Here is a 24,281-nt window from a genome sequence, read left to right on the forward strand (position 1 = left end):
AGCGGCGCTGGTGAATAGCGTTCCATGGCTGAGCGTGCTGTGGCTGGTGCCGCTGGCCGGCTCCGTGCTGATCATCCTGATGCCGCCCGGACTTCGACAGCTCGCCAAGTGGACCGGTCTGGTCTTCGGCATCCTGACCCTGGCGGCGGCCATCGTCGTCACGGTCGGGTTCAAGACCGGTGGCGCGCCTTACCAATTCGTCGAAAAGCATCAGTGGATCCCTGCGTTCGGCGCCGGCTACACCCTGGGTGTCGACGGCATCGCGGTGGTGCTGGTGCTGCTGACTGCGGTGCTGATTCCGGTGCTGCAGGTGGCCGGCTGGAACGACGGGGACGACGCTGACGACCCCGCGCGCTCGGCTTCGCCGAGCGCGCGATCGTCACGAAAGGTGCAGGCCTACATCGCCTTGACGCTGGCCATCGAGTCGATGGTGCTGATCTCGGTCGTCGCCCTGGACGTGTTGCTGTTCTACGTCTTCTTCGAGGCCATGCTCATCCCGATGTACTTCCTCATCGGCGGCTTCGGCGGCGGCCCCGGCAGGTCGCGTGCCGCCGTGAAGTTCTTGTTGTACAACCTGTTCGGCGGCCTGATCATGCTGGCCGCGGTGATCGGGCTGTATGTGGTGACCTCGCAACACGGTTCGGGCACGTTCGACTTCCGCGAGATCGTGGCCGGCGTCGCCTCCGGTCGTTACGGCGCGGACTCCGCGGTGTTCAAGGCGCTGTTCTTGGGCTTCATGTTCGCGTTCGCGATCAAGGCCCCGCTGTGGCCGTTCCACCGTTGGCTGCCCGACGCCGCGGTCGAGGCCACCCCTGCCACGGCGGTGCTGATGATGGCGGTGATGGACAAGGTCGGCACCTTCGGCATGCTGCGGTACTGCCTCCAGCTGTTCCCCGGCGCCTCAACGTATTTCCGCCCACTGATCGTCGTGCTGGCGGTCATCGGGGTGGTATACGGCGCAATCGTCGCCATCGGCCAGACCGACATCATGCGGCTGATCGCCTACACGTCGATCTCGCACTTCGGATTCATCATTCTGGGCATCTTCGTGATGACCAGCCAGGGGCAGAGCGGGTCGACGCTGTACATGCTCAACCACGGCCTGTCCACGGCCGCGGTCTTCCTGATCGCCGGATTCCTGATATCGCGGCACGGCAGCCGGGCGATCGCCGACTACGGTGGCGTGCAGAAGGTGGCGCCGGTATTGGCGGGCACCTTCCTGGTCTCGGCCATGGCCACCCTGTCACTGCCGGGCCTGGCGCCGTTCATCAGCGAATTCCTGGTGCTGCTGGGCACTTTCAACCGCTACTGGCTGGCCGCCGCGTTCGGGGTCACCGCGCTGGTGCTCTCGGCGGTCTACATGTTGTGGCTGTACCAGCGCGTGATGACCGGGCCGGTCGTCAGCGGCAACGAGAAGATCGGCGACCTGCGCGCGCGCGAATTGATAGTGGTCGCACCGCTGATCGCGCTGCTGTTGGTGCTCGGCATCTACCCCAAGCCCGTGCTCGACATCATCAACCCCGCCGTCGAGAACACCATGACCACCACGGGTCAGCATGACCCCAAGCCGACCGTCCCGGTGGGAACACCCAGACCGGCCGAAGCACACCGGACCGCCGAAGGACCGCGATGACCCTGCCTACCCCGAGCATCCAGTACTTCCTGCTCTGCCCGACGCTTATCGTGTTCGGCGTGGCCGTGGTGGGCGTCCTCGCAGAGGCGTTCCTGCCCAGGCGAATTCGCTACACCGCGCAGGTGGCACTCTCGCTCGCCGGTTTGGTCGCCGCCTTCGTGGCGGTCATCGCCGTGAGCCGCTCGGTCCAGATCCCGGGCCGGGTAGCGGTTTTGGGCGCCATGGCCATTGACCGCCCGACGCTGTATCTGCAGGGCACGGTGCTGCTGGTCGCAGTGATGGCGGTCATCTTCATCGCCGAGCGCGCCCAGCCCAAAGCGGAGAGCAAGGTGTCCGTCGGGGTCGGCAGGGCCGGCTCGGGCGGCCTGGACTCGTTCACGCCACATGCATCGGCTGTGCCCGACGGCGACGCCGAGCGCGAGGCAGAGCGGGCCGGGGCCGCCCAGACGGAGCTGTTCCCACTGGCTCTGCTGTCGGTCGGCGGCATGATGGTCTTCCCCGCATCCAATGACCTGCTGACCATGTTCGTCGCGCTGGAAGTGTTGTCCCTGCCGCTGTACCTGATGTGCGGACTGGCCCGTCATCGCCGCCTGCTCTCGCAGGAAGCGGCGATGAAATATTTTCTGCTGGGCGCGTTTTCGTCGGCGTTCTTCCTCTACGGCGTCGCCCTGCTCTACGGCGCGACCGGCACGCTGCTGCTGACGGGCATCCGTGATGCGCTGGCCGCGCACGGCGACACTTCGATGGCGCTGGTGGGTGTCGCACTGCTCTCGGTTGGCCTGCTGTTCAAAGTCGGTGCCGTTCCGTTCCATTCGTGGATTCCCGACGTGTACCAGGGCGCGCCGACGCCGATCACCGGGTTCATGGCGGCGGCCACGAAGGTCGCGGCTTTCGGTGCGCTGCTTCGGGTTATCTATGTGGCACTGCCGCCGCTGCACGATCAGTGGCGCCCGGTGCTGTGGGCCATCTCGATCCTGACCATGGCAGTCGGCACCATCACCGCGGTGAACCAGACCGACGTCAAACGCCTGCTGGCCTATTCGTCGGTCGCCCATGTCGGATTCATCCTCACCGGCGTCGTCGCCGACAACCACACGGGCCTGTCTTCCACGTTGTTCTATCTGCTGGCTTACAGCTTCAGCACCGTCGGCGCGTTCGCGATCGTCGGCCTGATCCGCGACGCCGACGGAGTCGAGGACGCCACCCTCTCGCACTGGGCGGGGCTGGGGCAGCGCTCACCCATTGTGGGCGTGATGTTTTCGATGTTCTTGTTGGCGTTCGCCGGCATCCCGCTGACGAGTGGGTTCGTCAGCAAGCTGGCGGTCTTCAAGGCGGCCGCGCAGGGCGGTGCGGTGCCCCTGGTGATCGTCGGTGTGGTCGCCAGCGGGGTCGCCGCGTACTTCTACGTGCGGGTGATCGTGTCGATGTTCTTCACCGAGGCGACCGAGGATACACCGCACGTGGTCGCGCCGGGCATCTTGAGCAAGGCCGCCATCGCGGTGTGTGCCGCGATCACGGTGGCACTGGGCATCTTCCCGCAGCCGCTGCTCGATCTCGCCGACCAGGCCGCCGAGCTGCTGCACTGACGCGCCGGCCGAATTCCTAGAACTGTGTTCTCACTGACGGCTGCAGGTGCTCGCCTGCTACCCAGTTCTGCGCGCGAGGTCGTCGCGCGCAGACTTGGCCTGTTCGGGCGTCAGCAGCGGATTTGAATAGATGTCGACCAAGGTGGCCGCGACCCGCAGATCGCCCTCCGCGGCGTTGATGTCCACGCCCAAGCCGCGCGATATGTGATCGTGGAGCAACGGCACCGCAAGAGCCATTGCGGTGATGAGCGTGGCACGCGACTTGGCGTCGACATCGGCGGGCTCGGCACGATGTTCATCGGCCGAGGCAAGCCATTCCTCGGTCATCGACACCAGTGCGTCGAACAGCTCACCGGCTCCGCCCTCGACCAGGGCACGGGTGATGTAGTCCTGGTATTGTCCAAGAGGAATGCGGGCTGAAACATAGTGCACGTCACCGTGTTTGGCGTTGTCCTGCACCTGGGCGTTGAGGTCGCGCATGGTTTTGACAAGGTAATCGTCGCACGCTTGACGAAGCTCCTGCTTGGAACCGAAGTGGTGCCGCAGCAGCCCGGACGACACCCCTGCCGCCGCGGCGATGCTGCGGATAGTCGCCCTTTCGTATCCTTTTTCGCCGAACTCGCGCAGCGCTGCATGCCTGATACGGGCGCGGGCAGTGAGATCGGCAGGATCCGTCGTGGTCATCGCCACAGACTACACGTCTGGACAATAAAATACACAGCTGTATAGTCGAGGACGATCGAAGTTCAAGGAGGCACGGCTATGGGCATTGACACCAGCGCCATCACCGCGGAGGAAGAGACCGCATTTTTGACTTTGAAGGCACGCGCGATCAACAACGGATGGGCACGCCCCATCCTGCCCGACCCAGGTGCCGCCGATGCTGTGACAAAGATCGACTACGACTTCGACGGCCTGGGGCTCGTGACGCCCGTGGTTTGTCAAACATCCCTGCGCGCAAAACTTCTCGACGACCGAGTGCGCGCGTTCATCGCCCAGTACGCCGACGCCGTGGTGGTCGATCTGGGCGCGGGGCTAGACGACGGGTACGCCCGTGTCGATCCACCGGACACCATCGACTGGTACAGCGTCGAGCTGCCCGGGCTGGCCGCCCTGCGCGACAAAGTGATGCCACCGGGACCTCACGAACACACCATCGGAATCTCCGTGACCGACCCTGAGTGGATATCGGGGATTCCGGCGAACCGCCCCGCGATCGTCGTCGCCGACGGATTGTTCCCCTTCCTCAACAAGGAGCAGATCATCGCGGTGATGCGCGCGATCACCGACCACTTCCCCGCCGGACAACTGACGTTCAACGACTACGGACGCATGGTGATTGGCGTGTGGATCTCAAAGTTGTTCCCGCAGCAGATGTTCAAGAAGGTAAACCAGCTCCGTGCGTTCGAGGGTTACAACGACCCCCACACGCCGGAACGCTGGAACCCCAAACTCAAGCTCGTCGAGGAGACCAGCCTGACGAGTGTGCCCGAGGTGGACCTATTTCCGACGTGGTTGCGAATCTCGACACGGATGGCGGGGTGGAGCAAGTCGACCGCACGGTCTGCGCGCATCCTGAGGTTCAGCTTTTAGTATCGTCGGAGTGCTCTGGTGCCCCTCCGTTGCGTCCGGCATCACCGGTCAGCTCATGAACGGCCGGATGGCCAACAGGTAGATCACCAACGCCCCCAGCGGGGCCACCAGCGGCAACCACGGCAGCTGCAAGGGAAACGACATCGCGACCAGCCCGGCGAACGTAAACCCCACGGCGCCGGCCGCCGTCGGCCAGCTGTCCAGCACCACCGGGGCGGACGCGCCGGCCGCATGGCGGCATACCAGGTAGGCGGCGCCGGACAAACCGGACAGCGCGACGAATATCACCGGCGGGTTGGACAGCATTGCGGTGACCGCCGCGAGCAGCACGGCAACCGTTGCGGCGGGGCGAAATACAATGCCGACCGCGACCGCGATCAGCGCCGCCACCCAGGCGGACACCGCCGCGCCATGCCAACCGTCGGCGGCCAGGCCCACCATGAGCAGACCGAAGCCCGTCGCGAACGCGGGCGCTCCCACCCGCGTCAGCGCGCTCGTTCCGTTATCCACGAAGCCTCCCCCGCACTCGCCGGCGGCGATCCGGCAGCACGCCCATGGACTGCTCCAGACCGCTATCGCCCGGCCACGACACGATGTCCACCCCGATCGTGGCCATGTCCCGGTACATGGCGGAGCGCTGCAGCGCCCACATTTGATCCACCAGGGGATCCTGTTCGTCTTCGAACGGCGAACGATCGAGAATGTCGACGGCCAGCACGACATGGCCGCGCTTACGCAGATCGATCAAGGCCAAGGCGAATTCGGTGTCGAGCAGGGTGGAGAACGCGATGACGATCGCCCCCGCGGGAACCGCCGCGCGCGGCGCCAATGTGCCCGTGGTGTGTTCGAACCGGTCGCCGGCGTTCAGGACGGTGTCGAGCACCCGATAGAACTGACGCTGCCCGATGTCGGCGCCGAGCCAGCGCGGGCGGTTACCCCCGAGGGCGACGATGCCGGCGCGATCACCGTGGCGCAACGCGGTTTGCACCACCTGCGCCGCTCCGCGCACGACGCGTTCGGTGGCCTCGGTCGCCGGACCCGCGGGCTGCCGGTACCCATCGATCAAGACCACCACATCGGCGGCGCGGTCCGTCAATCGCTGTGTCACGTGCAATTGGCCACGACGCGCGCTCACCGGCCAATTGACCGCGCGCAGTTGGTCGCCGGGCACATACAGGCGAATGTCGGCGTACTCCACTCCCGGACCGACATGGCGGGTCAGGTGGGCACCCAACCGGTCGAGCAGCTCCGTCTGCGGAATGGGCGTCTGCTGTGGCGGCGTCAAGGGAAACACGATGACCTCGGCGGCCCCGACGGTGGCCGTCCCGGTGAGCAGCCCACCGCGCGCAACGACGTCGATGCGAACCCCGATCGGATACCGGCCCCAGCGCCGCGCGGTCGCCGTGACGGTTTTCTCCTGAGCCGCATCGGATTCGGCGATTCCAAGCTCCATGCCCGCGATGTCGGGGACCGTGACCTGTACCGCAGAAGTCCCGTCTTCTTCGGTTGCCCACACCCTGATGTGCGCCTGCTCGTTTTCGAAGCAACGCTGGGCGTCGGGCTCGCCATGCACCAGGATCGTCGGGACCGGCCGCTGCCAGCTGATCGAGCACAACACGCCGAGCAGCGGTGCCGCGAAGGCGAGCAGCTGCCAGCGGGCGCCGATCACGGCGGCGGCCATCGCAAACCCCGCGCAGGTCGCGATCGCCCGTGTCAATTCTGATGCGCGCCAGCGGAACTCGACTGCCACGCTGGATATCATGCCGGGTTCTCTCCGCCGCCGGCACCGGTTCGCGGCACGGGTAGGCGGTGCAGCAACTCCCCGATCACGTCGGCGCCCTGGATCTTTCGTACCCACATCTCGGGGCGCAGGGTGATCCGGTGCGAGACCGCCGCAATCGCGAGCGCCTTCACGTCCTCGGGGATGACGTAGTCGCGGCCGAGCAGCAGCGCGCGGGCGCGGGCGAGTTGCACGAGATCGAGTTCGGCGCGCGGACTGGCACCCACCGCAACCTGCGGATGGTGTCGCGTCGCATTGGCCAGCGACACCACATAATGCAGGACGTCTTCGTGCACGGTCACCTGCTCGACCGATTCACGCATGGCCAGCAGGTCGTGTGCGTCCACGACTTGGTTGACCGTCGGTTCCGCCGAACCGCGTTCGAGGCGGCGGCGCAGCATCGAGGTCTCGTCTCGCTCGTTGAGATACCGCAGTTCCAGCCGGATCGCGAACCGGTCGAGTTGCGCCTCGGGTAGTGGGTATGTGCCCTCGTACTCGATCGGGTTGTCGGTGGCCAGCACGATGAAAGGCTCTGGCAGTTGGTGTGTTTCGCCGTCGATGCTGACCTGGCCTTCGGCCATCGCCTCCAGCAGCGCCGCCTGGGTTTTGGGCGGTGTGCGATTGATCTCGTCGGCCAGAAGCAAGTTGGTGAAGATGGGGCCGGGCCGGAACGCGAAGCGGCCGGACTGCATGTCGTAGATCGTCGAGCCGAGCAGGTCCGCCGGCAATAGGTCTGGGGTGAACTGCACCCGGGTGAATTGCAACCCCAGCGCGGCGGCAAACGATCTCGCGATCAGCGTCTTGCCCAGGCCGGGCAGGTCTTCGATGAGGATGTGGCCGCGCGCGAGGACCGTGGTGAGGATGAGCCGCAGCGCGGACCGCTTCCCCACCACCACGCGTTCTATTTCGTCGAGAATCGCCTCGCAGTGGGCGGTCGTGGTTGCGGCCGGCAGCGTCATGTTGGGATCGCGCCTCCTGTCATACCTGCTCCAGCTTTTGCAAAATCTCCTGCAGCGCCGCACGGCCCGGGCCGGGTTGGCGGTCACCGCTGCGAATGACGTTGTTGGGATTGACCCACTCCCACAGTTCCGGACCGAAGAGGATCCGGCCGGTCGCGTGGAAGGAAACAGGATCCTTGGACTGCCTTTGGCCGGTCGTCATCTCGTAGCGGCGCGCGAGCATTGGGCGCAGATGCCGGTCCCAATCGGCCCGGGTGGACTCCGACCACCGAATCGTCGTCTCGGTGTTGGACAGCCAGCGGCGCAACGAATCCCCGAGATCGTCAACGTCCGGCTCCGCGTCGGCATCGAATCCACGTGCCAGCGCACGACGCAGGCTCAGCAGCACCAGAGCCAGCCCTAGACCGGAGGCCGCCAACACCCATCGTCGATCATGCTGGGACAGTGCCAACAGTTCTATGCCGATGATCAGGCAAATGCCCAGGGAGATAATCTTTTTCATGCAACGCTCCGCGAGCCCAGCTCGTCGAGGACCAATTGAAGGACGCGCACCGCAACGTCGCGGTGGCCCTCGTTCATCACATGGGGGCTGAACCGCGCTTCAGCGAACAGGTTCACCAATTGGACGGCGTTGTCGGCGTGCAAAGCGTGGTGCTCCACCGCGCGGGCCAACACCTCGGTCGGAGTATCGAATTCCTGGGGCACTGCGCCGGGAACCTGCGCGAGTTCACGTTCCATCGCGGCGTAGCAGGCGATGATCGCCTCACGCGGCTCTCGGCTCAGGTCGGTCATCTCGGCCAATCCACGCTCGGCCGCTCGCGCCAGCGACTCCGAACGTGCCGGGGGCGGCGGGGGTTCCGCCGGCTCGTCGGCGATGCCCGGAACCGCCGGACGCCAGCGCCGCCGCGCCGACGCGACCGTCCCGGCGACGAACATCCCCAACATGGCGACGGTGCAGGCGAGCAGGATTCCCAGCATGTTCTGCGATGCGTCGCGCGGACGGCTCGGATGCTGCTGCGACGGTGGCTGTGCGGGAGGCTGTGTCGACGGCGCTGCGCCGCTGTCGCGCGGTGACGGGCCGGGCGCGACGCCGTGGGGCAGATACCGGGTCAGCAGTATCACGACCCCCAGCCATGCCACGATCACGGCGAGTCCGATCAACAGCACGCGCCAGCTGGGTCGTCCCCTGCCGGTGCCCAGCATGTCGGACAGCTGGCCAGCACTCGGCGCGGAAGTACGGGGGTCCCGCAAGCGCGCGACCACGGCGACCGCGATCAACGCAAGCGTCACGGCGAGAATCGCTACCACGAAGGCCAGCGCCGCCCGGCCGCCCGACTCGCTGCGCGCCGCATCGTGCCGAGCCGGAAGGTAGCCGCGCAGGGCGGCGGCGACCACGAACAGCAGAACGATCAGGGCAACGACTCGCCCTGTCGGCTTGTCCATACCAGGCATTGGCACGCCACTCGATCGGTTTTTGCGCACTGGCTTTCCTCATACTTGCACGTCAGACGAGCATGACGCCAGGAAAGAAGCGGTGGGCGCTCGCGTCCTCGACTATTGGCGATTCGTCCTGGTTCGTCGCCGGTCCGCCGGTCGGATCTTGCCTATCCCCGTCGAGACGATCGACGCCGCCCTGTTGCCGCCGTGGGTGGCACCGCGAATCGCCGCGTGCACCGACACCAAGTCACAGCTCGTCGGCGTCAATGCGTGACAGCACGATGTCAAATCTGTCGCGGCGCTCCAATCGCGCGAGGTCGCGAAGCCGCTTCGGGGCGCGAACATCCTTTGACCACAGGTAGCGCCACGGCCAGTAGTTGGCCGGCATCAGGTAGACGTGGTAACCGCGCTCGAGGTAGGGCCGCAGCACATCGATGGGTCGCAGCCGCGGATCGCTCCAGCATTTTGCCTCGACCTCGACAAAGATTTCCGCCTCCGATGCGAGTTGATCGAGGGATGTCAGCATGCCGGTGAGCACGCGGTCTTCGGCGCTCTCCACATCAATTTTGATCAGGCGCGTGGTGGCCAGTTCCTCGCGAGTCACCAGTGATCCGAGCGGTGCGGCACGCACGCGGCCGTGTTCACGGAGTAGAGGGTGACCTTGAGCCGCTCGGGGGACCGTCGTGGAGCGGCCCAGAGACAGGAAGCTGGGTCCGACGAACAGCGGAAGTTCCTCGTCGCGATCCGAGACGGCGGCACTGACCAGGCGTATGTTGGCGAGATCGTTCATCGCAATCGTTTGCCGTAGTGCGGTGTTCGCGATGGGAGCCGGTTCTATGGCCACAACGACGCCGCGCGGACCGACTAGTCTGCTGGCCATCGCGCTCTTGTACCCGACGTTCGCACCGACGTCGATGAAGGTGTCGCCGGGCCGCAATCGGCGCCGCAGGAATGCCGTGAGGTCGGGTTCCCACGTTCCGAATAAGTACACGAACGTCTGGACACCGTCTGGCAGACGGCATCGAAAATGGATGCCGTCTTCGGTGGTGTGATCGACGGTCAGCGGCCGCAACAATGTGGCGCGGATCAAGAGCACCAAAGCTACTACGTAGTACGGCACTACTACCGGCAATCCCCGCATGAGGCGCTCGGCAACACCGACGTGTTCCTTATCGGTCCGGAGAGATTGTATGTATTTCCGCCATAGCGCCAACATCCGCGCCTCGATCATTTGCACAGCCTAGCCTCCGATACGTCGATGCATATGAAATCGCCACTTGCGGAGGGAAAATCGCGATTACCGGCATGTGCCGGCGAACGAACGACACATGCGTCTGGCCCTTGAGCCCACCCTCAAGGGTGACCTGACGAAAGACCGATCGATACCTCCTGGCTGACGCTTCTCGTCTGCCTAGTCACGAAAGTGCTTGCCCTGCAAAAGATAGAGACGATGAGTGATGTGCAAATCAGCTCTCGGCGAGCGCGCGGTCGGCCAGCGCCCCGATCGCCGGAGCCAATAGCCGGGAATAATCGCCGGTCAGGTGATTCCAGTCCGCGTACACGAGGGCGTTGCCGACGATGACGGGACAGCGGTCAGCGGTGCAGAACAGATCGGTCACGTCGGCGTACTGTCCGCCCGCGGCTTTGGTGGCGGCCGACTCACCCGCGATGCCGGACTCGTTCACCGCCCGCGATCGTGGCGGCGAGCAGGCTGTCGCGTCATCGAGATGCCCGGACAGGCAGACGGGAACCACCACATGGGGATCCGGGATCGGCCCGAGCACCAAGACTTGGGTACCGATGCCGCGCAGCTGCTGCACGAGGCGGGTCAAGCTGCCCATCCACGCCGAGTCATATGTCCTGAAATCGGGCACCCAACCGAAGCTGGATTCATACCCCCGCCACATGCTCACCACGACCAGTCGCGGCCGCTCCGCACGCAGGCGGGCGATGATCCGATCGCGCCACTGGTCGCAGTGCAAACTGCGCGTGTTTCCGATCGGTATGTCCATCAACGGGCAGCCCGCCTTCATCAGCATCTCCAGGCGCCAGCGCCGCTGGGTGCCCAGCTGTCGGAATGCGGGATTCCACATCATGGCATGTGAGTCGCCGACCAGGGCCACCGTGGTGGTGGAGGTGGTATCGCCGGTCGCGCATTCGGGTTGGTCGACTTGGAAAAAATCGCGCATGCAGCTGTCGAGGGTCATGGCTCTGAGTTGGTTTTCCGCATCTGCAAGCGCCGGGGTCAGATTCGACGGTACGGCTTTCAGGTCCGCGGATGCCGCGAGCGCGGTCTGCACTTGGGCGAACGCGCGCTGCACCGCCGCGTTGTAAGCGTCGATGTTGCGCCCCGTTGGAGGGGGCGATGCGTTGATGGTCGGCGCCGGAGCTGGTGCACCCCGGCCGACCGGAAGTGGCATCCATACCAGCAGCGCCACGCCCACACAGACCGCTAGCGCGGTGGCGCCGGCGCCCAGCGCGAGACTACGAAGCGGAGAGCGGCGTATGGCGGCGGCGAATCGAAACGGGTTCTCGATGAGATGCAGTGTCAGCACTGCCAGCCCGCCGGAGACGAATACCGCCGCCAACCTGCCGACCAAGCCCAGTGAGTGGCCCAGCAACGGCGCCGCGAGCACCAGCACCGGCCAGTGCCACAGGTACCACGAATACGACACCCTGCCGATCGCCCGCATCGGCGACAATGCCAGGACGCGCCCGCATCCATAGGAGGGCGCGGCACAGCCGGCGCCGATCACCAGCGCCGCGCCCAGCACCGGCCAAAGGGCAGCAGTCCCCGGATAGGGCGTGGTCGTCCTCAGCAGGGTGCAGGTCAGCAAGATGATCGCCAGCCCTGCCCATCCCGCAATCGCGGCAAGCGTCGCCGGAAGCCGGCGCCAGTGGCCCGCCGTCAAAGCCACCAGACCGCCTGCGGCCAACTGCCATGCACGGGTGGGCAGCGAAAAGAACGCAAAGGAAGGCACCACGTAAGTGGCCGCCAGCGACAGCGCGAACGACACGACCGCGACCACCGCAAGGACCGCCAGATACGGGCGTTGCGACGAGGGGGCCTCAGCCTTGCTGCGGCGTCGCACGCGCCGGATGAGCCATGCCGTACCGATGATCATGGGCGGCCACACCAAATAGAACTGCTCTTCTACGCCCAAGGACCAGTAATGCAGGAACGGCGAGGGCAAGACAGCGGTGAAGTAGTCAACGGCTTGCAGAGTGAACCAGTAGTTCCCGACATACAGCGCGCTGGCGATGCCATCCCCAAAAACGGTACGGGCCTGCAACGGAGGTAACACGATCGCCGAGACGATCACCGTGATGACGCCGACCGTGGCAGACGCGGGGAGCAGTCGGCGGGCACGCGCCCCGTAGAAACGGCGCAGCCGCACGGTGCCGACGGTGCTCACCTCGCGCCACAGCAGCCCCGTGATCAGAAAGCCGGAGATCACGAAGAACACGTCGACGCCGACGTACCCACCACCGACACCGGGCACGTCAGCGTGAAAAAGGACAACGCCCAACACCGCGACCGCGCGCAAGCCCTCGATGTCTGACCGAAAACTTGCCGGTGCCGAGCGCTGTCCCTGAAGCCCTTCGACGGAACTAACGTGGCTCTGGCCCAAGGTCACCAACTTCGTAAGAGGATGCGTCCTTCGAGTAGGGGCATTGTTACATTTCGCCACGCCGAGTGGACCGTTTTGCAGGGCATTCCGGACGCGCGCACCGGCGGCTCACGAACGCGCTTACGTGGCAACAAGCCCACGTCGAGGTCCAGCTGCCCGCCTAGTCCGTCGCGAAGGGACGAAAGCTGCCGTCGAGCACCTGGTGGTGACCGATGGTGCGCCCGGTGACCCTGGCGGGATCGACCAGGGCCAATTCGACCGCCGCGCGGGCGAATTCGTCCTGCGACGCGGTCTCATCGAAGTTGCGGGCATAGTACGAAAGCCCTGGCGTGAGAATCGGTTTGGAGGGCGATAGGGCATTGACCGCGATGTTGTGGCCGGCGAGATCGAAGGCCGCGCACTGGGTGAGGTGCTCGAGCGCGGCCTTCGATCCGCCGTATCCGGGCAGCACCCCGCCGCTGCGGTCGGCGTACGGGCCGTTTCCGGGCAACCGCGACGCGACCGAGGTGATGTTGATGATCGAGCCGCCCCCCGCCTCGATCATGTCGGGGCACACCAGCTGCATCAGCTCGTAAGCCGCGAACACCGCGATGTCGAAATGCCTGCGGTACGCATGCAGTGGCGTGCTGACGAACCCGGGCCAGCCGGGTTTGACGGCGGCACCCGCTTTGGCGTGAGCACCCGCTTTGGTGGCCTTGTCGCGCGGCTGGTCGCTGCTTGCGGGTGGCCGCCCGGGGGCGGTGAAGGCCGCGTTGTTGATCAGAATCCCGATGGGGCCCAACGCCTGTCGCGCCGATTCCACCAGCCCGGCGACCTGATCGCGGTCGGTCAGATCCGCCCGAATCGGCACCGCACGCCCGCCGGCCGCCTCGATGTCGGCGACCGTGTCACCGATGGTCCCCGGTAGCCGTTCGTCCCACACCTCTTCGGTCCGCCCGGCGACCGCCACCGCGGCGCCGTCGGCCGCCAGGGCCAGCGCGATCGCCCGGCCCAGGCCGCGGCTACCGCCGGTGACGATCGCGGCGCGGCCCGCCAGCCGTCCCGTCATCGCCGCACCCCGTGCACGACGATCGCCGTGGTTTGCTCCACCCACGCGTCGTCGAGTTCTTCTTCCGGGCGCAGCAGCATCCGCAGCATCGTCGCACCCCCGATCAACTCGATCAGTCGGTCCGGATCCACATCGGGATGGGCTTCGCCCCGGTCGACCGCCTCGCGCAGCCGCACCCGCACCGCGGTGAACAGGTCCACGAATCGCGACATCACCCGCGCGTTGAGCGCGGGGTCGGCGGTCATGTCGGCGACCAGACCGGGCAGCGCGGCGCGCACCACCGGGGTGGTGAACACGTCGCGCGTGGCCTCGATCATCATCCGCATGTCGGCGGCGATATCCCCGGCCGGCGACTCCAGCGCGGTCGGGGCCGTCGGGAAGGCCGCCTCGTGCACCAACTCAGCCTTGCTCGACCAGCGCCGGTACAGCGCGGATTTCGTGGTGCCGGCGCGCTCGGCGACCGCCGCCAGACTGATGTTGGAATAGCCCGTTTTGACCAGCAGTTCGGCGGTCGCCGATAGGATCGCCGAGTCGATACGCGGATCGCGCGGGCGGCCGGCGCCGGAGGCCTTGTCAAGGCCGGACGGGTCTGCTTTCATAACGCTACCTACCGTATCGTAATTGCCTCAACGAAGGAGGCACCTTATGGCAACAGAACCGGCGGTCGACAACATCGACCGGCTCCAGCGCTCCAGCCGCGACGTCACGACGTTGCCGACGGTGCTGTCACGCTGGCTTTCCACCGTACTGCCGGGCGACGCGAATCCCGAGGTGATCGTAGAGAGCGGCGTGGACTCGACGGGCATGTCCTCGGAGACGATCATCCTGACGACGCGCTGGCAGCAGGACGGGCGACCGACCGAACAGAAGCTGGTGGCGCGGGTGGCGCCGACGGCCGAGGACGTGCAGGTCTTCCCCACCTATCGGCTCGACCACCAATTCGACGTCATCCGGAAAGTAGGCGAGCTGACCGACGTGCCCGTGCCCCGGGTGCGCTGGCTGGAGAACACCGGCGAAATCCTCGGCACACCGTTCTTCGTGATGGATTACGTCGAGGGCGAGGTGCCGCCCGACGTCATGCCGTATACGTTCGGCGGCAACTGGTTCGCCGATGCGCCCGCCGAGCGGCAGCGTGAACTGCAGGACGCCACCGTCGGCGTACTGGCCACGCTGCATTCGATCCCGAACGCGCAGAGCACGTTTGGCTTCCTCACCGAGGGGCAATCCGGCGACACCGCCCTGCGCAAGCACTTCAACTGGGTGCGGTCCTGGTACGACTTCGCGGTACCCGACATCGGGCGATCACCGCTGCTCGAGCGGACCTTCGACTGGCTGGAAGCCAATTGGCCGGCCGAGGCGGCGGCCACCGAGCCCGTGCTGCTGTGGGGCGACGCCCGGGTGGGCAACGTGCTGTACAGCGACTTCCGGCCGGTCGCGGTGCTGGACTGGGAAATGGTGACACTGGGACCGCGTGAGCTCGATGTGGCGTGGATGATATTCGCACACATGGTTTTTCAAGAACTCGCCGGCCTGGCAACGCTGCCGGGGTTGCCGGAGGTGATGCGCGAGGAGGACGTGCGCGCCACCTACGCGCGGCTGGCCGGCGTCGAAGTCGGCGACTTGCACTGGTTTTACGTGTACTCGGGCGTGATGTGGGCCTGCGTGTTCATGCGCACCGGCGCTCGGCGGGTGCACTTCGGCGAGACCGAGAAGCCCGGCGATGTCGAATCGCTGTTCTACCACGCCGGATTGATGCGGCGCTTGATCGGAGAGGACCAGTAATGCTCGGACCGCTCGACGAGTTCCCGGTACATCAGATTCCCCAGCCGATAGCGTGGCCGGGCTCCTCGGACCGCAACTTCTACGACCGCTCCTACTTCAACGCCCACGACCGCACCGGAGACATCTTCGTGATCAGCGGCATCGGCTACTACCCCAACCTCGGGGTCAAGGATGCGTTCCTGCTCATCAGGCGCGGCGACACCCAGACCGCCGTACACGTTTCCGACGCCATCGACCAAGACCGGCTCAACCAACGCGTCAACGGCTACCGCGTCGACGTCATCGAGCCGCTACACCAGCTACGGATCGTCCTCGACGAAACCGAAGGCATCGCAGCCGATCTCACCTGGAAGGGGCTTTTCGACGTCGTTCAGGAGCAGCCGCACATCCTGCGATCGGGCAACCGAGTCACGCTGGACGCGCAACGTTTTGCACAGTTGGGCAGCTGGAGCGGACACATCATCGTCGACGGTGAGGAAATCGCCGTCGATCCCAAGACGTGGCTGGGCAGCCGCGATCGGTCCTGGGGCATCCGTCCGATCGGCGAGGCCGAGCCCGCGGGCCGTCCCGCGGATCCGCCCTTCGAGGGCATGTGGTGGCTGTACGTACCAATGGCTTTCGACGATTTCGCGATCGTGCTGATCATCCAGGAGGAGCCCAACGGGTTCCGCTCGCTCAACGACTGCACCCGGATCTGGCGCGACGGCCGCGTCGAGCAGCTGGGCTGGCCGCGGGTCAAGATCCACTACCGCTCCGGCACCCGTGTCCCGACCGGCGCGACCGTCGACGCCACCACCCCAGACGGCACCCCGGTGCACTTCGACATCGAGTCCAAACTGCCGGTGCCCATTCACGTCGGCGGCGGTTATGGCGGTGACTCCGACTGGACACACGGCATGTGGAAGGGCGAGAAGTTTGCCGAGCGCCTGACCTACGACATGACCGATCCGGCCATCATCGGGCGAGCGGGCTTCGGCGTGATCGACCACGTCGGCCGCGCGGTCTGCCGTGACGGGGACCGCGAGCCGGTCGAGGGCTGGGGCCTCTACGAACACGGTGCGCTGGGCCGGCACGATCCCTCTGGATTCAAAGATTGGCTGACGGTCGCGCCATAGCCGCAGGGTGGCCGCGGCGAGGCCGGGAGACGCTCCGACAGCTTGCACAATTTGCGGTGAAATCCGTCGAAATGCGGTTCACTGGACCGCGTGCCGAAACCCCCGCGGATTGTCGACATTGTCGTGGTCGGTGCGGGCTTTGCCGGACTCGCCGCGGCCCGCGAGCTGTCTCAACAGGGCCACGACGTGGTGGTCTTCGAGGGGCGTGACCGAGTCGGTGGGCGGTCGCTGACCGGCAGCGTCGCAGGCTTGCCGGCCGATCTGGGCGGCACTTTCGTCGGGCCGACCCAGGACGCGGTCTTGGCGATGGCGGCCGAACTCGACGTCCCGACCACGCCGACCCACGATGACGGCAAGAACCTCATCCATTGGCGCGGGTGGACGCACGCCTATCACGGCACCATCCCCAAGCTTTCGCTGACCGGGCTGCTGGACATCGGCCGGCTGCGGTGGCAGTTCGACCGGATCGCCCGCAGCATCCCGCTGGCGGCGCCGTGGGATGCCCGCCGTGCCCGCGAACTCGACGGCTTGTCGCTCGGCGGCTGGTTGCGCTCCGTGCGCGCGACCGCCTCGTCGCACGACCTGCTGGCGATCGTGGCGCGGGTGACGTGGGGGTGTGAACCCGACGACGTGTCGATGTTGCACGCCGCCCGTTACGCGCACGCGGCCGGTGGCCTGGACCGGCTGCTCGACGTGAAGGACGGTGCCCAACAAGATCGCTTTCCCGGTGGCACACAACAGATCGCCGAGGCCGCGGCCGCCGACCTGGGCGCCCGGGTGGTCCTCAACGCTCCGGTTCGCCGAATCGAACGGCACGGTGCGGGCGTGACCGTGACGACCGATCTCGGCGCGACCGAGGCGGGATTCGTCATCGTGGCGATCCCGCCCGCCCACCGCGCCTCGATCGAGTTCGCGCCCCCGTTGCCCGCCGAATACGAGCAACTCGCCCTGCATTGGCCGCAGGGCCGGCTCAGCAAGGCGTACGCGGCCTATTCCACGCCGTTTTGGCGGACCAACGGATTTTCCGGACAGGCGCTGTCCGACGAGGGTCCCGTCTTCATCACCTTCGACGTCAGTCCGCATCCGGAGGGTCCCGGAATTCTGATGGGTTTCGTCGACGCCCGCGCGTTCGACTCGCTACCCGGCGATCAGCGCCGCCGTGACGCATTGCGCTGCTTTGCAACGCTTTTCGGCGATGATGCGCTCAATCCCCTCGATTATGTCGATCATCGTTGGGGGGCGGAGGAATTCGCGCCCGGCGGCCCAACCGCCGCGGTCCCGCCGGGGTCGTGGACGCGGTTCGGGCCGTGGCTGCGCGAACCGGTCGGGCCGATTCACTGGGCCGGCACCGAAACCGCCGACGAGTGGACCGGGTTTCTCGACGGGGCGATCCGCTCCGGGCAGCGCGCCGCCGCCGAGATCACCGCCCTGCTATGAGCTGATACGGCGGGTGGCCGCGTTGTGGACCGCCATTTCGGCGAGTCCGCGCAAGTGGCGATTCACCTCACGCGGGTGTTCCAGCATCGAGCAGTGGCCGCCGGGCAGTTCAACCAGCTCGATCAGGTTGGGCGCGCAGCGAGCGATCCTGCGGGACTGGCTGATCGGGGTCAGCCGGTCGAGTGCGCTGCCGATGACCAACGTCGGCACGGTCAGCCCGTCCAGATTCAAATGCCGCGACCCCAGTGCGGTCACCAGCGCCCGCGCACACCCGGCCCGTCCCGCCGGTGAGGTGTTCTCGAACAGCTCGCAGACGAGCCTGGCGACACTCGGGTCGGCGTCTCGTCCGGTGGCCAGCATCGCCACCGCATACCGGCTCGGGATACGTGCCGCACGCGGGAGCGGGAACCCGCCGAACGCGTTGATCAGGGCGCGCCCGGCGAGAACCCGGGCCGGCGACAACCCGTAGGGCGCCCGCAACAGCTGCACCTGCCGGATCAGGTCACCGGTGGTGGTGTTGATCAGCGCGACGGCGTCGGCGCGCCGGGGAACCTTGTGGCGGTAGCGCTCAGACCACGCGGCGATGGTGATGCCGCCCATCGAGTGACCCGCCACCACGGCCCGTTCGTGCGGCGCCAGGGTCGCATCCAGCACCGAATTCAGGTCGGAGGCAAGATGTTTGAGGCTGTAGTCCTTGCGTCCCGGTACGCCACTTCGTCCATGGCCGCGATGATCGAATGCGATCACCCGGTAGTCGTTGGACAAGTCGGCGATCTGATATGCCCACGCCCGTATCGCGCAGGTGATGCCGTGGATCAAGACAATCGGATAACCGTCGGGCGGCCCGAACACCTCCGCGTGCAGCCGGGTGCCGTCGGCGGCCCTAACAGCCACGGTCTCACTCGGCGGCAGCCGGTCGGGGAACGGGTCAACTGGGCGAGCCGACCGTCGAGCACTCATGTTTCCGCTCCCCCCTCGAACGCGGCCCCATTGCCGCAGCTAAGGATGAGACGATCTTATGCCTGGAGTCGGTCCGCTTTTGGCGAATCCGGCAACCGATTCTTAAGAAATGCTTAGACCTGCTGCCGCAGCGTGGTGTGCGGGCTCTGGCCGTACGTCTGCCGGTAGAGCACCGCGAACCGTCCGGTGTGGGCGAATCCCCACCGCTGCGCGATCTCGGTGACCGTCGCCGTAGTACTTGTCGCCGCGATCAGCTCTTGATGGGCGTGGCTGAGCCGGACACGGCGCATGTACTCCGTCGGCGTCGTGTCGAGCTGCCGGCGGAACAGGTACTGGACTGCCCGGGGCGTCAGATGCACGGCGGCGGCGACTTCGTTGATGCCGATGTCCTCTGCTGTGTGGCGATGGATGAAAGACACCGCCTCCTTGAGGGTCTCGGGCAGCGCGAGATCACTGGCCGGGTCTTGCTCGGTGAGATTGGACGGATAGCACTCGAGCAGCGCACCGGCGAGCAGGTTGGCCATGCCTGCCGCGATCAGCGGCTGGTGCGCGATGTCAGCGGAGGCCAAGGTGCCGGCCACGTAATCCAGCGCTCGGTGCCAGGCCCGCACGGCGGCACGGGAACGCGGCCGCCAATTCACGAACTGAGTCTGCTGCCCTAGCGACGTCTGCCAATCCGCGGCGACTTTGTTCAGCACGTCAGCCTCGACGGTCACCGCGTCGAACCGCGCGCCATTGCAGTGCAATACGCAGGGCATCCCGTGAGCGACGAGAATCGGGAAGTCCGCATCAGCAACGGGGCCGCCCGCGACACTCAACGATCCCGCGCGCGGCTGGATCACCATGGTGTCGGCGGCCGGGATTTCGAGCGTCACACGCCCCTGGATCATCACCTCGTCGACCATCATCGAGCCGGCTTCACTGCGCCGGTGCGACACCGCAACGTGGCCGGTAAGCCCGGAGATGCGCCAGCCCGGCTGATACGCGCCGGCGAAGAACCGCCGCGCGGCTTGCGCATCGGCGGTGCGAAACTGCTTGTATTGCACGACAACCGGACGGAACCCGTGCTCGGCATCCGGCGTGGGACGATTCGGGCAGTAGTCGGATCGAGGCCCGTCGGGCGACTCGCCGGCAGAACCGATGACGACCCTGGCGGCTTTGCCGTCGATCCCGCTCGTCGCGATGGTCATGGCCGGCCTTGCACAAGGACCGCGTGCGCTCGCATCACCGCGCCGCCGTCGGTCGCAAACCTGCCCGATCCGGCGACCCGATGCTTCCGTAGATGCTCAGCGCATCGAGCGCTATTCGCTCCCACGCGAAGCGCGACACGGCGCGGGTTCGGCCCGCCGCGCCCATGCTCTCGCTTTGAAATCTTTGGCTCACAAGCTTTCTCAACGCCACAGCCAAGGCCGCGGGGTTCTCCGGCGACACCATGACGCCGGTGATGTCGTCCAGCACGACGTCGGCCAGGACTCCCACAGTGGCCGCGGCTACCGCCATCCCGGTGGCCATGGCCTGTAACACGGCGGTGGCGCGTGGTGGCTGCCGAGGCGTGCACACCGCGACGTCGACGGACCGCATCAACTTCGGCAGTTCGTCATCGCTGACGGTTCCGGCAAAGCGGATGCGGTCGCCCACGCCCAGCTCCACAGCAAGATGTCGCAGCCGAGCCCGCGCGTCGTTGTGGACACCGTTCGTGGCGTCATTCTCCGCGATCACCAGCTCCGCACCAGGCACGTTAGGCAGGGCACGGATGGCGATATCGATACCGTTGCACCGCAAAGGGTTTGGTGTCGCGCAGAGGATGCGTTGCAGGCCGTTGCGCGAGGCCATCGGACCGATGGGCGAGTAGCGCGACGCGTCCACGCCGCAGGTCAGGGCGGACACTCGGGCGCGGCTATGCCGCAGCCGGGCCAGCGCGTCGACGTCGTCGCTGCTCTCGCCCGTTACCCATGCCGCACTGCGCGCCAGGAGCGGCTCGAGGCGCAGTCGTTCGCTGTGATGTTCCGCGTCGGCCTGTCCGCGCGACGTCGCGGCCAAACCCAGAAATGTCTGCACCACGGGGATGCGCCGACGACGAGCCGCCAATTGAGCAGCCACCCCGGCCAGCCAGCCATAGGCGTGCACGACGTCGGGTTGTTCTCTGGACCAGGCGCGCTCGAGTTTGGCGGCCCATTCCCCCACATAGGGCAAGACCTCGACGGGCGGTGCGGCCCTGCGCGGGCCCACGGGAATCGACAGGCATCGGTAGTGGTCCTCGGCCGCCGCCTGTCCCGCGCGTCGACCGGCTCGCCGAAGGCACGCCGTCGCGTCGTGCCCCTGGGCTGCCAGGGCGGCGCACAGCTGCTCCGGGTCGTCCCCGACAACGTCGTCGCCGCTGACAATTGCAATCTTCAACTGCAATTCCCTCCGCGCCCATCGTCCATCCGCCAACACTAGATTGAGATACCCTGCCCGATACTCGCGAAACGACGCGAGCGCATCTTCGCAGGCTGGCCCAGCTTTCGCCGGTCGACCCTTGTGTCCGCCGCAGCACTATGACGGCCTCTGCACAAGGAGGAGACTTGAGAGGTGACGACTGACGAGCATGGCCGAGGCGTCGAGCTGGTGGTCCTGCTGGCGTCGGCAGGCGGTCTGGAACCGCTGTCGACCGTATTGCGAGGTTTGCCCTCCGACTTTCCCGCCGCGGTCGTCGTGCAACAACACCTGGGCGGTCACCACAGTCTGCTGACCACGATCCTGCACAGGCACACGGGACGTGCGATCGGCTGGGCGCAGGACGGAATGGTGCTGCGGTCCGGGCAGGTGGTCGTCTGCCCACCGACGGTACTGCTGCAACTCGACCCCGACGGCCGCTGCCGCCTGCAGACTGCCCAGAGGCATCAGGCGCTGGTGTTCGACGTGCTGCTGGCGTCGGTCGCCGGCTCGTTCGGCCCGCGCAGCGTCGCCGTGGTGCTGTCAGGTTCCGGACATGACGGCGCGGCGGGCACCGTCGCGATGAAGCTGGCCGGCGCCGCCGTCATCGCCCAAAGCCCGGAGACGGCGCAGTACCCGTCAATGCCGATCGCTGCCGCCCGCGCCGGCGCCGACCTGGTGTTGGACGTCGCCGAAATCTCCGACGTTCTCATCGGCATTGTCCGAGGGGCGGCACTCCCCCCACGGCGCAAATCGTCGGCACCGACTCCGGAGGACCGACCCGATGCCGTCCTCACCTACGACGTTCTCGACCGGCTGCCTCCGAAGTTTGCGACCAATAGCGCGGCGGCGCGGGGCGAGCTCGCCCGGCTGCGCGCGGCGGAGCTCGAACGCCGCCGCAAGGAGCTGACGGCGGGATTCGGTGCCACGCGGGAAACGGTCGCCATGGCCCGGCGTAGGGCGCAGGAGTCGCGGTCCCGCGCTCAGCTGGCTCACCAGGCGGCCGAGGAGGCAACCACCCGGTGGCCCACCACAGCAGCGGGCCACCCCATTGCGGGCGGCTAACCCACCACCTCCATCAGCAGCAACGCCCCGCCGACCGTCCCCTCGATCGAACGGAACGACGTGCAGGTGATGCGCACGGTCGCCGGGCGGCCACGCCGGTTGACCGCCTCCACCACGACTTCGCGGAGCTCTCCGGGTCGACGAAAGCGTTGCCGATCAGCGGCCGCACAGCGTCGAGCGGTAGGCCGATGTCCAGATTTGTCAGCCCGGTCCCCGTCGTCTCATCTGCACGCAATCCCCAGAGCTCCTCACAGCCGCGGTTCCACAAGATCACCTTCATCTCGCGGTCGACCACCACCATGCCCATCTGCACCGAGTCGATCAGCGAGTCCTGGAAATGCTTGGCTTCGTCGAGTTCCAGGCTGCGCTCGCGCAGCATGTCGTTGATGGTGTGCAGTTCGTCGTTGGTGGACTGCAACTCCTCGTTCATCGTCTCGAGTTCTTCGTTGGTGGACTGCAATTCCTCGTTCGTGGTCTCGAGTTCCTCAACGGTGGACTGCAATTCCTCGTTGGTCGTTTCGAGTTCTTCGTTGGTGGACTGCAGCTCCTCGTAGGCGGCCTCCAGCTGGCGGTTGGTCTGGACGACCTTGTCGAGCAGCGCGCGGGTCGCGGTGACGTCGAAGAAGACGATCGACACGCCGAGCAGACCGTTCTCGGCGTCGACCAGTGGATTGACGTGGATCTCGAACCACACCGTTTCGGCGCCCGGGCGTTGCCATTTGACGTCTTGGATCCGCGCCGAGCGCCGCTCCACCTTGGCCTGCTCCAGGTACGCGCGCAGCTCGACCGGACGGTAGGACACCTCGAGATCGCGCAGCAGCCGGCCGATGTCGCGGGCCGAGAGCCCGAAGATGGACTCGGCCTGCTGGTTGATCATCGCGACGGTGTCTTCACCGGTGACCACGATCTGTGCCACCGGGCTGGCACGAAAGGCCAAGTCGCGCACCGTCGTCAGCCCAGACAGGTCGATGTTGCGTTCGTAGAACGCCGCGTTCGGGTCGTAGCGATCCACGCCGCCGTGGGTTCCGGCCGCCTTGCGAAAGATGCGGTGCTTGAGGTTCAGCGGGGTGAACCTGTCTCCGTGACTCAGCAGCATCTCGGCATGCCCGAGAAACAGCGTGCCCTGCGGCGCAAGGGCAAAATGCAGACGCCCCAACACGTTTCGTTGGGTCTCCGCATTGAGGTACATCAGGCTGTTACGGCACACCAGGAGGTCGACGCGCGAAATCGGCGCGTCCTTGACCAGGTCGTTACGCCCGAAGATCACCGCGCGGCGCAGGTCCTTGTGAAACACGTAGCGGCCGTTGACGTGTTCGAAGTAGCGTTCCAACAGATCCGCGGGTACGGATTCGACCGCCTTGGCGTCGTAGGAGGCGATGCGCGCCTCGCTCAGCGCGTCCTCGTCGACGTCGGTGGCGTAGATCTTGACGCGCTGCCGGAATCCGTCGGGTCCCAGCGCCTCGGCCAGCAGCATGGCCAGCGTGTAGGCCTCCTGTCCGGAGGCGCAGCCGGCGCTCCACACCCGGATCGGATCGTTGGGGCCGCGCTCGGCCAGCAGCCGCGGGATGACCTCCGCGCTGACGAACTCCCAGGCATCCGGGTCCCGGAAGAACGAGGTGACGTTGATCAGGATGGTGTTGAACAGCGCGGTGAATTCGTCGGAGCTGGCCTGCAGGAAATCGAGGTACTCGTCGAATGCGGTGTAGCCCGCCTGGTCCATCCGGTGGCGGACGCGGCGCATCAGAGAGGTGCGCTTGTAGCCGGTGAAGTCGAAGCCGCGCGAGTCCCGCATATAGCGCAGCAGGGCTTCGAACGCCTCGTCAGTCGTGGATTCCATCC

21 protein-coding genes and 1 pseudogene are annotated in these 24,281 nt (G+C 66.4%); 8 read left to right on the top strand and 14 right to left on the bottom strand.

Annotated elements, in window-relative coordinates; all coding sequences use genetic code 11:
- Positions 1–10 precede the first annotated feature (10 nt).
- The gene (locus AC5Y7E_RS09940; protein WP_499948748.1) at positions 11–1,633 is read left to right on the top strand and encodes an NADH-quinone oxidoreductase subunit M; all 1,623 of its coding nucleotides are present in this window, start codon (positions 11–13) and stop codon (positions 1,631–1,633) included.
- Complete coding sequence (gene nuoN, locus AC5Y7E_RS09945) at positions 1,630–3,219, top strand: NADH-quinone oxidoreductase subunit NuoN (RefSeq protein WP_499948749.1); 1,590 nt, start codon at positions 1,630–1,632, stop codon at positions 3,217–3,219. The genes AC5Y7E_RS09940 and nuoN overlap by 4 nt, the downstream gene beginning before the upstream one ends.
- 57 nt (positions 3,220–3,276) lie before the next feature.
- Here nuoN and AC5Y7E_RS09950 read toward each other — a convergent pair whose 3' ends face one another.
- Complete coding sequence (locus AC5Y7E_RS09950) at positions 3,277–3,903, bottom strand: TetR/AcrR family transcriptional regulator (RefSeq protein ID WP_499921953.1); 627 nt, start codon at positions 3,901–3,903, stop codon at positions 3,277–3,279.
- A 78-nt stretch (positions 3,904–3,981) separates the two neighbouring features.
- Between AC5Y7E_RS09950 and AC5Y7E_RS09955 the strand changes: the two genes are divergently transcribed.
- Positions 3,982–4,812, top strand: a complete 831-nt coding sequence (locus AC5Y7E_RS09955; protein ID WP_499921951.1) for a class I SAM-dependent methyltransferase — start codon at positions 3,982–3,984, stop codon at positions 4,810–4,812.
- Positions 4,813–4,860: 48 nt separating this feature from the next.
- Here AC5Y7E_RS09955 and AC5Y7E_RS09960 read toward each other — a convergent pair whose 3' ends face one another.
- The 5 genes from AC5Y7E_RS09960 to AC5Y7E_RS09980 all read right to left on the bottom strand — a co-directional run bounded on the left by AC5Y7E_RS09960 (position 4,861) and on the right by AC5Y7E_RS09980 (position 8,994).
- The gene (locus AC5Y7E_RS09960) at positions 4,861–5,253 is read right to left on the bottom strand and encodes a hypothetical protein (RefSeq protein WP_499948844.1); all 393 of its coding nucleotides are present in this window, start codon (positions 5,251–5,253) and stop codon (positions 4,861–4,863) included.
- 61 nt (positions 5,254–5,314) lie between these two features.
- Positions 5,315–6,574, bottom strand: a complete 1,260-nt coding sequence (locus tag AC5Y7E_RS09965) for a DUF58 domain-containing protein (RefSeq protein WP_499948751.1) — start codon at positions 6,572–6,574, stop codon at positions 5,315–5,317.
- Positions 6,571–7,551, bottom strand: a complete 981-nt coding sequence (locus tag AC5Y7E_RS09970) for an AAA family ATPase (RefSeq protein ID WP_499921947.1) — start codon at positions 7,549–7,551, stop codon at positions 6,571–6,573. Before AC5Y7E_RS09970 ends, AC5Y7E_RS09965 begins: the two co-directional genes overlap by 4 nt.
- 19 nt (positions 7,552–7,570) lie before the next feature.
- Positions 7,571–8,053: a hypothetical protein gene (locus AC5Y7E_RS09975; protein ID WP_499921945.1), complete on the bottom strand. Its 483-nt coding sequence runs from the start codon at positions 8,051–8,053 to the stop codon at positions 7,571–7,573.
- Entirely contained in the window at positions 8,050–8,994 is a 945-nt protein-coding gene (locus tag AC5Y7E_RS09980) for a DUF4129 domain-containing protein (RefSeq protein ID WP_499948753.1), read from the bottom strand. The genes AC5Y7E_RS09975 and AC5Y7E_RS09980 overlap by 4 nt, the downstream gene beginning before the upstream one ends.
- 91 nt (positions 8,995–9,085) lie before the next feature.
- Here AC5Y7E_RS09980 and AC5Y7E_RS09985 point away from each other — a divergent pair, with 91 nt between their 5' ends.
- Positions 9,086–9,262 (top strand): hypothetical protein, encoded by a 177-nt coding sequence (locus AC5Y7E_RS09985; RefSeq protein WP_499948755.1) that lies wholly within the window; start codon positions 9,086–9,088, stop codon positions 9,260–9,262.
- Here AC5Y7E_RS09985 and AC5Y7E_RS09990 read toward each other — a convergent pair.
- The 4 genes from AC5Y7E_RS09990 to AC5Y7E_RS10005 all read right to left on the bottom strand — a co-directional run bounded on the left by AC5Y7E_RS09990 (position 9,236) and on the right by AC5Y7E_RS10005 (position 14,267).
- Positions 9,236–10,219, bottom strand: coding sequence for an FkbM family methyltransferase (locus AC5Y7E_RS09990; RefSeq protein ID WP_499948757.1), 984 nt, complete (start codon positions 10,217–10,219; stop codon positions 9,236–9,238). The two genes, AC5Y7E_RS09985 and AC5Y7E_RS09990, sit on opposite strands and share 27 nt — an antisense overlap.
- A gap of 235 nt (positions 10,220–10,454) precedes the next feature.
- Entirely contained in the window at positions 10,455–12,626 is a 2,172-nt protein-coding gene (locus AC5Y7E_RS09995) for an acyltransferase family protein (RefSeq protein WP_499948758.1), read from the bottom strand.
- 154 nt (positions 12,627–12,780) lie between these two features.
- Entirely contained in the window at positions 12,781–13,668 is an 888-nt protein-coding gene (locus AC5Y7E_RS10000; RefSeq protein ID WP_499948761.1) for an SDR family NAD(P)-dependent oxidoreductase, read from the bottom strand.
- Positions 13,665–14,267, bottom strand: coding sequence for a TetR/AcrR family transcriptional regulator (locus tag AC5Y7E_RS10005; RefSeq protein WP_499921936.1), 603 nt, complete (start codon positions 14,265–14,267; stop codon positions 13,665–13,667). The genes AC5Y7E_RS10000 and AC5Y7E_RS10005 overlap by 4 nt, the downstream gene beginning before the upstream one ends.
- Before the next feature lie 46 nt (positions 14,268–14,313).
- On the opposite strand from AC5Y7E_RS10005, the gene AC5Y7E_RS10010 reads away from it, so the two are divergent.
- The 3 genes from AC5Y7E_RS10010 (at position 14,314) to AC5Y7E_RS10020 (ending at position 18,002) form a co-directional block, all read left to right on the top strand.
- On the top strand, positions 14,314–15,450 hold the full coding sequence (locus AC5Y7E_RS10010) for a phosphotransferase family protein (RefSeq protein WP_499948762.1): 1,137 nt from the start codon (positions 14,314–14,316) through the stop codon (positions 15,448–15,450).
- The gene (locus AC5Y7E_RS10015) at positions 15,450–16,565 is read left to right on the top strand and encodes an Rv3169 family protein (protein WP_499948763.1); all 1,116 of its coding nucleotides are present in this window, start codon (positions 15,450–15,452) and stop codon (positions 16,563–16,565) included. The genes AC5Y7E_RS10010 and AC5Y7E_RS10015 overlap by 1 nt, the downstream gene beginning before the upstream one ends.
- A gap of 90 nt (positions 16,566–16,655) precedes the next feature.
- On the top strand, positions 16,656–18,002 hold the full coding sequence (locus AC5Y7E_RS10020; protein WP_499948764.1) for a flavin monoamine oxidase family protein: 1,347 nt from the start codon (positions 16,656–16,658) through the stop codon (positions 18,000–18,002).
- On the opposite strand, the gene AC5Y7E_RS10025 is transcribed toward AC5Y7E_RS10020, so the two are convergent.
- The 3 genes from AC5Y7E_RS10025 to AC5Y7E_RS10035 all read right to left on the bottom strand — a co-directional run bounded on the left by AC5Y7E_RS10025 (position 17,997) and on the right by AC5Y7E_RS10035 (position 21,359).
- Positions 17,997–18,962, bottom strand: coding sequence for an alpha/beta fold hydrolase (locus AC5Y7E_RS10025; RefSeq protein WP_499948766.1), 966 nt, complete (start codon positions 18,960–18,962; stop codon positions 17,997–17,999). The two genes, AC5Y7E_RS10020 and AC5Y7E_RS10025, sit on opposite strands and share 6 nt — an antisense overlap.
- Before the next feature lie 113 nt (positions 18,963–19,075).
- The gene (locus tag AC5Y7E_RS10030) at positions 19,076–20,152 is read right to left on the bottom strand and encodes a helix-turn-helix domain-containing protein (RefSeq protein WP_499948769.1); all 1,077 of its coding nucleotides are present in this window, start codon (positions 20,150–20,152) and stop codon (positions 19,076–19,078) included.
- Between the two features lie 34 nt (positions 20,153–20,186).
- On the bottom strand, positions 20,187–21,359 hold the full coding sequence (locus AC5Y7E_RS10035; RefSeq protein ID WP_499948771.1) for a glycosyltransferase: 1,173 nt from the start codon (positions 21,357–21,359) through the stop codon (positions 20,187–20,189).
- Positions 21,360–21,533: 174 nt separating this feature from the next.
- On the opposite strand from AC5Y7E_RS10035, the gene AC5Y7E_RS10040 reads away from it, so the two are divergent.
- Positions 21,534–22,442 carry a chemotaxis protein CheB gene (locus AC5Y7E_RS10040; RefSeq protein ID WP_499948773.1) on the top strand — a complete coding sequence of 303 codons (909 nt, stop codon included), beginning with the start codon at positions 21,534–21,536 and terminating at the stop codon, positions 22,440–22,442.
- Here the strand turns inward: AC5Y7E_RS10040 and AC5Y7E_RS10045 are convergent.
- A pseudogene (locus tag AC5Y7E_RS10045) lies at positions 22,439–24,279 on the bottom strand (CheR family methyltransferase). The gene AC5Y7E_RS10040 and the pseudogene AC5Y7E_RS10045 sit on opposite strands and share 4 nt — an antisense overlap.
- Between the last annotated feature and the right edge of the window lie 2 nt (positions 24,280–24,281).

The sequence above is a fragment of the Mycobacterium sp. NGS17 genome (assembly GCF_059813205.1).